The following is a 12,223-nucleotide window of genomic DNA, read 5'->3' as shown; positions in this document are numbered from 1 at the left end:
GTATTTAAACCGCTATAATACTAGTTTAGGATAAATTTTATCCTAAATTAGTATTGTCCCGTGGTCAAGCCGGCGTTGTTGTGTGGATACCCACCCATCATTGCGAGCAGTCGTAGGTCTTGTTGCATGCTTCTCTATGTCATTCCCGCGTAGGCGGGAATGACATAGAGCAGCAAATAATATTTACGCCGGTATATCTGCAATAATCGGTTGTTTTTTGTTTGATTTTGTAGAAATGAGAGAGGTCATTATCGGTTCGACTAAGCCGTTAACTACCTCTTTTGTAATAGTAACACGCTGTTTTTTTAGCTCGGCAACTTTATACATACTATCAAGCAAAAGATGCTCAAGTATTGAACGAAGTCCTCTTGCTCCCGTCTTTTTAGCTAGAGCTTTTTCGGCAATAGTTTCTAAGGCTGAATAATCAATTACAAGCTCAGCATCATCAAGCTCAAATTGTTTCTGATATTGCTTTACTATGGCGTTCTTAGGCTTAGTTAAAATTGTAATTAAAGCTTCTTTGTCTAACTCATCTAAAGTAGTAACGATAGGTAATCTACCGATAAATTCAGGAATTAAACCGAATTTAGTTAAATCCTCAATCTCTAGGGATTTAAGAATCTCACTATTATTTTTCTCTTTATCTATATTTACGTTAGCTGCAAAGCCTATAGAACTATGATTAGTTCTTGAGGTTATAATGCTATCAATCCCCATAAAAGCACCACCACAAATAAATAAGATATTTGCAGTATCTAACTGTACGAAATCTTGTTGTGGGTGTTTCCTACCACCTTGAGGAGGCACGGAAGCAACTGTTCCTTCCATAATTTTGAGTAATGCCTGCTGTACTCCTTCACCCGATACATCCCGTGTAATAGAAGGATTCTCCGATTTACGGGCAATTTTATCAACCTCGTCAATATAAATTATACCTTTTTGTGCTTTTGCTATATTAAACTCAGATGCTATCAATAAACGTAGTAATATATTCTCAACATCTTCACCGACATACCCAGCTTCCGTTAAAGAAGTAGCATCCGCCATAGTAAAAGGTACATCTAAAATTTTAGCAAGCGTTTGAGCAAGTAAAGTTTTTCCTGAACCGGTAGGACCGATCAGTAAGATATTCGACTTATTAAGCTCAACGTCATTATTGCCGGATTGTACATATTCAAGCCTCTTATAATGGTTATAAACCGCTACTGCTAAAATCTTTTTCGCTTGATCTTGCCCAACTACATAATCATTTAGAATGCCACATATTTTTTGCGGCGTTGGAATTGAAGAAGTAATGTGCTTTAAAGCAACTTTATTTTCTTCTTTCATAATATCCGTACATAAATCTATACATTCATCACAAATAAATACTGCAGGACCTGCTATCAGTTTTTTTACTTCATGTTGTTTTTTACTACAAAACGAACAAATCAATGCTTTTTTATCAGCTTCTACTACCATTAACTTTCTTTTTTATGTTTATTTTAACAATTCTTACTATAGTACTCTTGCGTATATATAATAATCTTTATGCTCATTTGCAACTATTTCGTATTTTTTAAGAATTCCTTCCCTAGCAAAACCGCATCTCTCAAGAAGATGAATTGAACGAAAATTATCAGTAATTACTGTTGCTTGTACTCTTATAATACCAATATAATCAGCAAATTTTAAAATATTCTTTATAGATTTTAACATCATACCTTGACCCCAAAAATTAGGATCTAGATCATAACTTATTTCTGCTCTATGATGCTCTAGATTTATTATATTAAAACCGGCAGTACCTATTAATTTATTATCGTCTTTAATGGCCATTCCCCAATAAAAACTTCTATGATTTTTATATAAACTAGACCAATAACGTATTTCCTCTCCGGCTTCTTCTACGTCTTTAGGCCTATTGCTATCAGTTATATAAATAGCCATTTCCGGCTTACTCATATAATTAAAATAATCTTGCGCATCCTCCGCGGCTAACTCTCGTAAAACTATATCGTTTAAATCAAGCACAGGAAAAGGGGCATATAAATGTCCTCTATTTATCATATATACTAACTATTTTTCTGTATAATATAAATATTGCATATTCATATTATACAGAAGATTTTTAAATAATGAGTATACAAGGTGAACAATGGTTTCCACCTTGTATACAAATTTACTTCATATTATTTTATTATTAATTTTATGAGTATATATCTATAATTATACATACTTAATCGGATCTTGTATATTATTCTTTTTAAAAGCATCAAGTCGTGCAATGCATGATAGACATTGACCACAAGATAAACCGTCTTCTGTTGGATCATAACATGATATTGTTTTACTATAATCTACTCCAAGCTCAAGCCCTTTTTTAATTATTTGCTCTTTGGTCATATTTATTAAAGGAGCATGGATAGTAATTTTTTCTCCATTTACTCCTACCCTAGTTGCTAAATTTGCCATTGCTTCAAAAGATTTTATATATTCAGGACGACAATCAGGATAGTTAGTATAATCATTAGTGTGTACCCCAATAAAAATATCTCTAGCTCCTATAACCTCAGCAACTCCTAGTGCGTAGCTTAAAAATATTGTATTACGTGCCGGTACATAAGTAACCGGTATGTCACTTGGTAATTGATCTGTGTTTTTAAATTTTGGTACATCTATATTATCATCAGTCAATGCAGAACCGATAAATGACTGCAAATCAATATTAATAACCCTATGTTGTTTTACATTATAATCTTTAATTAATCCTTGGATTTTTTGGACCTCCAGACTATTGCGTCTATGATAATTAAAACTTAGAGCATAAATTTCATAATCTGTTTTGCTCACTATCTCAAGAACCGTAGTAGAATCAGGTCCACCGCTTAATAAAATAACTGCTTTTTTTTTCATTGTTTTACTGATAAAGTTAATTTTTGAGATACTAAAGCATTTAAACTAATTTTTGCTCTAAGTGCTTCAAGTACTAAAGCTCGATGCACACGTTTATCTACTCTAACATTAAACTGTCCGCTATACTCTTTCCTAGACGGAGCTAAGGGGATAGATTGATTATGACTTATATAACTTTCTTTCATTAAAGTCCAAGCTTGTTGTAATTCTTGCAGTGCTTTTTCAGGCGAATTGCCAAAAGCTGATATATTCGGTAGCTCTTCAAACCTTGCTAGCCAATCTCCATCCGTATCTTTAAAAAGTTCTATAGTAAACCCATCAAATGTATCATTTGTTTTCATCTTCATTTCCTTTTGCAAAGTTTAAAAATGGTCGAACTTGATATTCTTTTTCCATATTTCCAAAAGTGTGAATAGATAACCTATTTCCTTTGGGCAAGTACCAAATCTGATGGCTACCTTTTTGCCTATCTTTAACCCAACCGCACTTAGTCATTAAAGTATGAATCAGAGAAACTGAATCCTTTAGGATTTTGTTTAGCTTTCTTTATTTATAAGTTTTATATACTGATTCATGTTGTAACTATATATAGTTATAATATATAAGTCAAATAATTATGTTAATACAATAAATATTCTTGACTAACTCCTTCTGATAATCTAAATTTATGTTGTTAATTTATGGCGGGTGTAGCTCAGTTGGTTAGAGCATCAGGTTGTGGTTCTGAGGGTCGCGGGTTCGAATCCCGTCACTCGCCCCATGTTTTGGAATTGTTGTGTGGTTACCAAATCATCATTGCGAAGAAAATTACAAAGTAATTGACGAAGCAATCCAGTAAAAAATGCTAAAATTAGTACTTTTTTGTTATTTTTCTGGATTACCACGTCGCTTCGCTCCTTGCAATGACGATTTGACATCCATGCAACAACGCCTACAGTCACTCGCAATGACATTTTTTTCTTATGGATATCAAACTTTTATATAGACTAGCTAAATATCTAAGGTTCTATAAAAAAGATTTGATCATCGTTATGATCTCTTTACTTAGCGTATCAGCTTCATTATTACTAATCGGTAGTGTTTTTAGAAATTTAGTTGATAAAGGCTTGAGCAAAGACCATATTTCATCGGTTGATAAATCTATATTATATATTTGTTTATTAATTATCATCTTAAGTATTGCTAGTTTTTTTCGTTCATATTTTATCAATAATGTTGCTGAAAAGGCAGTTAATCAAATAAGAAAAGAAGCTTATAGTAATTTAATTAATTATGAAATTGAAGAGTTTGAAGAACTAAAAATCGGCGATATAATTTCACGCCTAACAAATGATATAGATCAAATATCTACTCTCATCGTTAATTTCTTATCTTTTTTTATTCGCAATTCGGTGATGCTAATTGGCAGCATTACATTAATGTTTTTTGAAAGCTTTAAACTCGCTTCTATAGTAATTATTACCATTCCTATCTTATTAATTCCTTTAATTAAATTCGGCAAGCATGTTAAGGTTTTATCTAAAAAAGCTCTAGAATCTAAGTCACTTTTAGCATCGGATATTGATGAAACTTTTAATAATATTAGAGCTATTTATGCTTTTAACCATCAAATAAACAAAATTGCCGATTTTGACACTAAATTACAAAACTATTTAATATACTGCAAAACCCGTTTAAAAATTCGTGCTTTATTCTTTGCGATTTCAATAGCCGTTATATTTCTTGCGATTACTTTAGTCGTTTGGATCGGAGCTTCAGATATAGTGAAAGGTCATTTATCTGCGGGACAAATTATCTCGTTTATTTATTATGCGATTATCACCGGAGTTAGCTGTGGCGGTATTTTTGAGCTACTAAGCGAAATGCATTTACCTGTTACAGCCCTTGAGAGAATAATTACAATTATAGATAAGACACCTATAGCACATAATAATTATTTAGAATTAAATAATTCCGATCCAATCTCGATAGAATTCAAAAATGTTGATTTTAGCTATCATTCAAGACCTAATTTAAGGATTATTAATAATATGTCTTTGAAGATAAATGCCAATAAGTTTCTTGGTATTGTAGGTAGATCAGGTGCAGGAAAAAGTACTGTGATACAGTTACTGCTGCGTTTTTACCGGCAAGAAAACGGCACTATCCTTATTAACAATCAAGATATAACTCTTTTAAATCCTGCTGAAATTCGTAAATTAATTGCCTATGTTCCTCAAGAGGCTAGCATTTTTTCCGGCACTATAAAATCAAATATTATATTCGGTAATAATGAAGCAAGCGACGACGAAATAAATGAGATAATAAAAATTACAGGAATAGAAGAATTTGCTGCTAAACTTCATGACGGTATAAATGCTAAAATCGGTGAAAGAGGGATTAGATTATCAGGAGGACAGAAACAAAGAATAGCTATTGCTAGAGCATTACTACGCATGCCGCAAATTTTGCTTCTTGATGAGGCAATGAGTGCTTTAGATACGATGAGCGAACAGAAATTACTAGAGTCTATAAAAAAAATAATGAGAGGGAACATTATTATATCAATTGCCCATCGAATTAGTAGTATAGAATCAGCTGATTATATTTTAGTCATAGATAAAGGAGGAGTAGTCGCTGAAGGATCACATAATGATTTATCTAAAAACTCAGAAATTTATCGAAATATTTGCAGAGAGCAGTTAACAATATAAAGGGGTATGTCATTCCTGCGAAAGCAGGAATCCAGTCAATCTTAATGTCATACCACGACTTGAGCGTGGTATCTTAGGACATAATCTGTGACACAAGATCCCGTGGTCAAGCCACGGTATAATACTGAACGCTTTTTACTGGATTCCCGCTTTCGCGGGAATGACAATAAAGTATATATATTGATATATTTGTTACAATAAAAGTTTCTTAGTATAAAAAATTTAAATGTTTAATATAATTTAGCTTGAAAGCTGCCGTAGCTTTGTTATAATCGTAATTACAAAACAAAAAAGGTTTACAAAATGAAAAATTTATTAAAGATTTTATTAATTCTAACTTTCGCGAGCTCAGTATTTGCTTCATCAATGCAAATGCCTGCCCCAGCTTCAGTTACAACAACCCAAATACAAGCTATGAGTACTGACGATCAACAAGCTTGGGTTGCTAGTTTAACAGCAGATCAGTATAATATGTTAAGTCCTGATGTCCAAAAGTGGGTAATGGAGAATACTACCGATACTCAAAAACAAGCTTTAGGAATTAATCAGTAATATTTTAATTAATTTTTAAAATTGATAGGGGACTGCTAACAAAATAATTTTAATTGATAATTAAAAAGAATTTTTAGCGAAAATTAATAAGAGTTTTGAAGGAATAGTGTGAATCCTATTTTAAAAAAGCCTTATAATTTGCAGTAAAAATAAATTTAATTAGCTTTAAAATTTATTCTGTTAATAGTCCCACATGTTAGGAATCATTATTATTAACATATATTACTAAAAGTTTCTACTTGCACTTCCTTTCAGTCTTCCTGTTATCGTGTCATGTATATACTCTTGATAAATAAAAATTGCTAGACGAGCATAAATATTCATTTATTCTCTCTTTAGTAAAACAATACACTAATTATTGTAAGCTATAAGAATATAGAAGGCTAATTTGTTGTGTGGCTTTTTGCTGCCATTCCTGCATCCTTATTTATGTCATTCCTGCAAAAATGTTGTTGCGTGGATCGGTTTTTCCATCATTGCGAGAAAATTTACAATAGTAAATTGATGAAGCAATCTTGGAAAGAATTCCTGAGATTGCCATGCTCACTAACGTTCGCTCGCAATGATGACTTGGTATCTATGCAACAATGCCTTGCAGGGATGACATCGCGCAAGGCTTTCGGCTTCAATAATACTTTGCTAAAATAACCTCAAACTAACAATTAATTATGAAATTAATTATTACCGTAATCATCATGGAAATACTTGCTGGAGCGGAAATAGATTTATTCATTCCAAGTTTTCCTGAAATACAAGATACATTCAACCTTTCAACTTTTATGACAGAGTTACTACTTGGTGTTAATCTAACTGCTTATTGTATTACTTCGCTTATAGTCGGTAATTTAGGAGATAGGTACGGACGCAGACCGATTATTATACTCGGTTTACTGATTTTTAATCTTGGTAGTTTATTTTGTGTATTTGCAAATAATTATGCAGCTATATTATTTGGAAGATTTTTGCAAGGATGCGGGATATCATCGGTTGCAGTGCTAATATATATTGTTCTTGCCGATATTTATTCGGTACAAGAACAGCAAAGATTCATGGGCATTTTAAACGGCACTATTGCCCTTTCTATGGCAATAGCACCGGTTATAGGTAGCTACGTCAATTTATTTTGGGGCTGGCGTGGCAATTTTGTTTTGTTGCTTATAATAGGTTTGATCAGCCTAATTCTTGGTATATTATTTATTCCAAAAAGAGAAGTTAATAAAAAAATACGTATTTCTTTAAAAGACTATATACCTATCTTCAAATCGCCAAAAGCTATATATTATATACTTACAATGATATTTCTTGCACAAGGATATTGGATATTTATTGGGATTGCTCCTATTTTATATATGCAAGATTTAGGTGTAACTTTAGAATATTTCGGACTTTATCAAGGAGCAATGGCAGCTCTATTCTCAATTATGAGCTTTTCAAGCGGTTATTGCTTTAAAAAATTCGGTATTAAAAATTGCTTCTATTTTGGAGTTATATTTATAATACTATTCCTACTAGGCAATAGCATATTAGTTGTATATAATATTAATAATCCTTTAACCATAACAATAGTTACTTTATTATTATCTCTTGGCGTGATATATCCGATTAACATATTATGGCCATTGCTTTTAGAAGCTATTCCGGACGGTAAAGCTCGTATGATGGCTATTTTCACTGTGGCTAGATTGATTTTAACAGCATTTGGGCTGCAATTAGTAGGATTTTTATATAACGGTACTTTTACTCCTCTTGGCATTACTATATCCAGTGTTACACTATTTGGGTTAGTAACATTACCTAAATTATTTAAGTATGATAAAGTCTTTGAGATTTCTAGTAACGTGTAGATGTCTTTATGTCATCAATTGTGTCGTCATTGCGAGGAAAAACTGTAAGTGTTGACGAAACAATCTCAGGAATTTGTTATTATTTCATAAGATTGCCACGCAGCCTACGGCTGTTCACAATGACAAAAAAGCTGATTCACACAGGAATAACCTAGAAACGGATGTAAGAAAAAATAAACAAATGATCAATAGCAATTTTATCTTCAAGATAGCTTTCAGATATTTTAGAGCTAAGAAAAACGAAAAGTTTGTTTCTATTATTTCTGCCTTTTCTTTAGTGGGCGTCATGATCGGCGTTGCAGCATTGATAGTAGTCATGTCCGTTATGAACGGTTTTCATATAGAGCTTACTAAAAATATTATCAGCTTAAATGGGGATATAGTGATAAATCGGCAAGGTGGTAGTATTGATAACTATGAAGAGATTAAAGCCAAACTCCTAAAACAAGATTATGTAAAACATGTAACATTCATTGCTCACGGTCAAGCTTTGGCTCTTGGTAAAAGTAATAATAGCGGTGTGCTTGTTAAAGGTATGAAATTAAAGGATCTAAGTATAAGAAATGAAATTTTTAAAAATGTAAATTTTGGTAGTTTTGATAATTTTCACGGCAAAAACGTAATAGCACTCGGAGAACAATTAGCAAGCAATTTAGGCGTAACCGTTGGGGATAAGATTAGATTAATTTCACCGAATAATTCAGTTTCTACCACCTTTGGCAGTATGCCAAGATCAAAAGAATTTACAGTTATAGCAATTTTCAATAGCGGTATGTATGATTATGATTTGACAACGATATTAATGCCGCTTACCGCAGCACAAAATTTCTTATCTCTCGGCAACGATATTAATTTAATTGAAATTAATAGTCTAGATCCCGATAAAGCTCTCACATATTCACATAAAATACAATCACTCTTAGGTCCAACCCTATATGTATTTAATTGGCAAACCTTAAATTCACAATTTTTAAGTGCTCTTGCTGTTGAGCGTACAGCTATGTTTACTATTCTATCTTTAATTATTACGGTTGCCGCATTTAATATTATTTCAAGCTTATTTATGCTTGTTAAAGATAAAACTTCAGATATTGCAATTCTTAGAACTATGGGAGCAAGCACTAAGCAAATAATGTTTATTTTTATCTATAACGGAATGTTTATAGGATTACTTGGCACAACACTAGGTGTAATCCTTGGTGTTACCTTTTCTTATAATATTCAAACTATCAAGAATTATTTGGAGCGTATAACCGGTACTAAAATTTTCGAGGCAGCTATTTATTTTCTTTATAGTTTACCTTCAAAAGTAAGAGCTGAGGATATTATTTTAATTACCTCTTTATCTATAATATTGTGTTTTCTTGCGACAATTTATCCTTCTTATAGAGCCTCAAAATTAAATCCCGTGGATGCCCTAAGATATGAATAATACAGTCCTCATTTTAAAAAATATCTCAAAACATTACAGCCAAGGCAAAATTATTGTTAGAGTACTAGATGATCTTAATCTAACGGTTAATGAAGGTGAATTAATCGCTATAATAGGTTCTTCAGGTAGCGGCAAATCAACTTTACTACATATTGCCGGCTTGCTTGATAAACCTACAAAAGGTCAAGTCATCATACCAAATAGCAAGTATCAAAAATATCATCTCATTCGTCTTCATTATTTAGGTTTTATCTATCAACAACATCACTTACTTAAAGATTTTACCGCTCTTGAAAATGTTATTATGCCAAGGCTTATTAGTGGTCTTGATCAAAAAGAAGCAATAGAAGATGCAACAAAGATATTAGATGATTTAGGGCTTGGGAAAAAACTCTATAATATGCCTGGAGAATTATCGGGAGGAGAAAAACAACGGGTTGCTATAGCTCGGAGCTTAATTAATAAGCCGAAAATTATTTTAGCAGATGAACCGACAGGTAATTTAGATCCCAAAACTACAAATGAAGTATTTAATTTATTTTTAAAAGTAGCAAGAGAACAAAATACTGCAATTATTATGGTAACACATAACCATGAATTAGCACATAAAATGGATAAATTATATAAGCTAAAGCACAGATTATTAAATATAGCTTGATTTAAAGCTCAAAAATTCTAATAATTATATGTAGGTTCTGTGAAGATTTCTAAAAAGATTTAATTTTGGCTCTTTTTTGCTGCAAATTATAAGATTTTTTTGAAATATGAATAACTATTCCTTCAAAAACCTTATAATTTTTGCTAAAAAATATCTTAAAATAGCAAATCAATTAGAAATTTTCACAGAACCCAATATTCTTTTAATAAAGGTTAGTAATGGCTGAGCCTATTATATTTACTCTTTTACTTGGAGATGAAGATCGGATATTAGAGAAAATAAACAAGCAGGAAACTCAAAATAAACTGCCTATTATCCGGCTAGAAGTTAATAAAGCATCACATATACCCGATAAAGAACGTATTTTTTCGGAGATCTTACAAGAATCCCACAAAAAGGACAAAACACCGATTTTTAATATTCAACTTAATAACAATAATATACAACCCATTTTTACGGTACAAGATTTAATTAATTTACAAAATTTAAATATAAAAACTACTATTACTTTTGATCAATATAATTCATTACCCCAAAATTCTGAACTAGAAGCTTATTGGAAGCAAATTATGAAAAAAGTTGATCATGTTTTTTTTACAAATGAAGCAGATCAAAATTTATCTATAGCCGATGGTATAGTACCAAAAGATAAAGCCACTACAATTACAGATATAAGTTTAGTAACATCTGTTTTTAACAATCTTGTATCTGATCGTAAAATTGATCAATTACTTTCCGGTACAATACCTGATAAAGAAAAGCTAGATAAAATAATAAAAAACGCTAAAAATCAAGGCGGTAGAGTGATTATAGAAACTTGGCCTCTTTCTGCAGACGAAACAACAAATCTTATCACTGCTAAATTCGGTATTACCTCTGAAGCTCAAATTTACGGATTGAAACTCGAAATTAATGAAATCTTAAAAGATGCAAATAATGCTGCTGAAAACTTAAAAAAGTATGTATCACAAATATCTAGGCAATTTCAAAAAGATTTAGGTAAAACTGAGGTAAATCCTATTGACTTTAATTTTATTAATACAAAGAAAGTTATGAATGATAGACCTAAGGATATACAAGTAGAACACACAATATCATATGAACCTCCAAAAGCAAACCAACCACAACCGCAAGGTTTTTTTAAAAGAGTTTTTAACTATTTTAAAGATATAATAACTAGTTTTAAAGAAGCAATATTCGGCAAAAAAGAAGAACCTAAAACTCACGAATCAACAACTCCAACTACGGAAGCAAAGCCGACAATAACAGAAGAACCACTAACCACTGTTGCATCTTCTATAAATCCACCGCAACAGCAAGCTCCCGCTAATAATCAAAAACCATGGGAAAAATTAGGAATTCCACAGGAAATGTATAAGGAATCTCTAAAAGCAGAACAACAATTAGCCAAACCAGTAATAGAGCCAAAACAGCAGATACCTGAAAAAAAAATCATCACTGGTTATAAATACTGAAGATCAAGTTGGTGTTTATAATACAGGAAATATAAAACAACCTACTTATTTATACACTGAAGATGATATAAAAAATATATTGGAAGCAAATATAGATAAGAATATGTTCTCTATATTTCATCATGCCTCTTTAGAAGAGCCGGAAATACTAAAAGATACTCTTCGTGTTACAGTAGCAGATTTAATACTAGATCATAAGCCTGCAATTATACCACTAAATACAGGACATAAACATTGGTTACTCTTAATGGCTAGTAAAGATGATAAAGGTAATATAAACTTTATGTATAATGATCCCTATGGTGAGCCATTGGAATCTCGACCAAAAGTAACAGAATATATTACCGACATTTATTCCGATGCAAAAATAACAGACCTAAATACCAAGCAACAAGAAAATGTATATGATTGCGGAGTGTTCGTATGCGATAGTGCAATCAAACTCTCTAAAGGGCAAAAAATTCTAACTACTGAAGAATCTAAAGACCAAGGTATAAATTTAAGGAAAGCTCAAGCTAATACATTATTAATACAGCAACAAGCAATAGCGATTGGACACGAATCACGCAAGACATCATCTACAAATAACAAATTTCACAATCTTATTAACAGCCGAAAAACAAAAGATACTGAAAGGAGTCGTTGATAACAAAAAAACATTAGGCAAAATCTAT

10 protein-coding genes, 1 tRNA gene and 1 pseudogene are annotated in these 12,223 nt (G+C 31.7%); 7 read left to right on the top strand and 5 right to left on the bottom strand.

All coding sequences use genetic code 11. From position 1 onward, the window contains the following. Positions 1-183: 183 nt before the first annotated feature. The 5 genes from clpX to ABVF33_RS01020 form a co-directional block, all read right to left on the bottom strand. A complete protein-coding gene (gene clpX, locus ABVF33_RS01040) occupies positions 184-1,461 on the bottom strand; it encodes an ATP-dependent Clp protease ATP-binding subunit ClpX (RefSeq protein WP_499705917.1) in 1,278 nt (425 codons plus the stop codon). 36 nt (positions 1,462-1,497) lie between these two features. Beyond that, positions 1,498-2,049: a GNAT family N-acetyltransferase gene (locus ABVF33_RS01035; RefSeq protein ID WP_499705916.1), complete on the bottom strand. Its 552-nt coding sequence runs from the start codon at positions 2,047-2,049 to the stop codon at positions 1,498-1,500. A 159-nt stretch (positions 2,050-2,208) separates the two neighbouring features. Next, positions 2,209-2,895, bottom strand: coding sequence for a 7-cyano-7-deazaguanine synthase QueC (queC, locus tag ABVF33_RS01030; protein WP_499705915.1), 687 nt, complete (start codon positions 2,893-2,895; stop codon positions 2,209-2,211). Then, on the bottom strand, positions 2,892-3,236 hold the full coding sequence (locus ABVF33_RS01025; protein WP_499705914.1) for a toxin-antitoxin system HicB family antitoxin: 345 nt from the start codon (positions 3,234-3,236) through the stop codon (positions 2,892-2,894). The genes queC and ABVF33_RS01025 overlap by 4 nt, the downstream gene beginning before the upstream one ends. After that, positions 3,223-3,390 (bottom strand): type II toxin-antitoxin system HicA family toxin, encoded by a 168-nt coding sequence (locus ABVF33_RS01020; RefSeq protein WP_004997648.1) that lies wholly within the window; start codon positions 3,388-3,390, stop codon positions 3,223-3,225. Before ABVF33_RS01020 ends, ABVF33_RS01025 begins: the two co-directional genes overlap by 14 nt. 188 nt (positions 3,391-3,578) lie before the next feature. On the opposite strand from ABVF33_RS01020, the gene ABVF33_RS01015 reads away from it, so the two are divergent. The 7 genes and pseudogenes from ABVF33_RS01015 to ABVF33_RS00985 all read left to right on the top strand — a co-directional run bounded on the left by ABVF33_RS01015 (position 3,579) and on the right by ABVF33_RS00985 (position 12,195). Then, positions 3,579-3,655 (top strand) — tRNA-His (locus ABVF33_RS01015). A 202-nt stretch (positions 3,656-3,857) separates the two neighbouring features. Further along, positions 3,858-5,588, top strand: a complete 1,731-nt coding sequence (locus tag ABVF33_RS01010; protein ID WP_499705913.1) for an ABC transporter ATP-binding protein — start codon at positions 3,858-3,860, stop codon at positions 5,586-5,588. A gap of 303 nt (positions 5,589-5,891) precedes the next feature. Continuing rightward, positions 5,892-6,140 (top strand): DUF2673 domain-containing protein, encoded by a 249-nt coding sequence (locus ABVF33_RS01005; protein WP_004997643.1) that lies wholly within the window; start codon positions 5,892-5,894, stop codon positions 6,138-6,140. 668 nt (positions 6,141-6,808) lie between these two features. Further along, entirely contained in the window at positions 6,809-7,984 is a 1,176-nt protein-coding gene (locus tag ABVF33_RS01000) for a multidrug effflux MFS transporter (RefSeq protein ID WP_499705912.1), read from the top strand. A 181-nt stretch (positions 7,985-8,165) separates the two neighbouring features. Continuing rightward, complete coding sequence (locus ABVF33_RS00995) at positions 8,166-9,416, top strand: lipoprotein-releasing ABC transporter permease subunit (protein ID WP_499706122.1); 1,251 nt, start codon at positions 8,166-8,168, stop codon at positions 9,414-9,416. Next, a complete protein-coding gene (locus tag ABVF33_RS00990; RefSeq protein ID WP_012719960.1) occupies positions 9,409-10,074 on the top strand; it encodes an ABC transporter ATP-binding protein in 666 nt (221 codons plus the stop codon). Before ABVF33_RS00995 ends, ABVF33_RS00990 begins: the two co-directional genes overlap by 8 nt. Before the next feature lie 218 nt (positions 10,075-10,292). Beyond that, positions 10,293-12,195 (top strand): annotated as a pseudogene (locus ABVF33_RS00985) (Ulp1 family isopeptidase). The last annotated feature ends 28 nt before the right edge of the window (positions 12,196-12,223 follow it).

This window comes from Candidatus Rickettsia barbarica (assembly GCF_041477405.1).
GTDB classification, from domain to species: domain Bacteria; phylum Pseudomonadota; class Alphaproteobacteria; order Rickettsiales; family Rickettsiaceae; genus Rickettsia; species Rickettsia rickettsii.
This window is presented reverse-complemented; position numbering and strand designations above follow the sequence as displayed.

Bases quoted from the DNA above. Each gene is read 5' to 3' on its own strand.
- clpX (WP_499705917.1), bottom strand. From the start codon at position 1,461: ATGGTAGTAGAAGCTGATAAAAAAGCATTGATTTGTTCGTTTTGTAGT.
- ABVF33_RS01035 (WP_499705916.1), bottom strand. From the start codon at position 2,049: ATGATAAATAGAGGACATTTATATGCCCCTTTTCCTGTGCTTGATTTA.
- queC (WP_499705915.1), bottom strand. From the start codon at position 2,895: ATGAAAAAAAAAGCAGTTATTTTATTAAGCGGTGGACCTGATTCTACT.
- ABVF33_RS01025 (WP_499705914.1), bottom strand. From the start codon at position 3,236: ATGAAAACAAATGATACATTTGATGGGTTTACTATAGAACTTTTTAAA.
- ABVF33_RS01020 (WP_004997648.1), bottom strand. From the start codon at position 3,390: ATGACTAAGTGCGGTTGGGTTAAAGATAGGCAAAAAGGTAGCCATCAG.
- ABVF33_RS01010 (WP_499705913.1), top strand. From the start codon at position 3,858: ATGGATATCAAACTTTTATATAGACTAGCTAAATATCTAAGGTTCTAT.
- ABVF33_RS01005 (WP_004997643.1), top strand. From the start codon at position 5,892: ATGAAAAATTTATTAAAGATTTTATTAATTCTAACTTTCGCGAGCTCA.
- ABVF33_RS01000 (WP_499705912.1), top strand. From the start codon at position 6,809: ATGAAATTAATTATTACCGTAATCATCATGGAAATACTTGCTGGAGCG.
- ABVF33_RS00995 (WP_499706122.1), top strand. From the start codon at position 8,166: ATGATCAATAGCAATTTTATCTTCAAGATAGCTTTCAGATATTTTAGA.
- ABVF33_RS00990 (WP_012719960.1), top strand. From the start codon at position 9,409: ATGAATAATACAGTCCTCATTTTAAAAAATATCTCAAAACATTACAGC.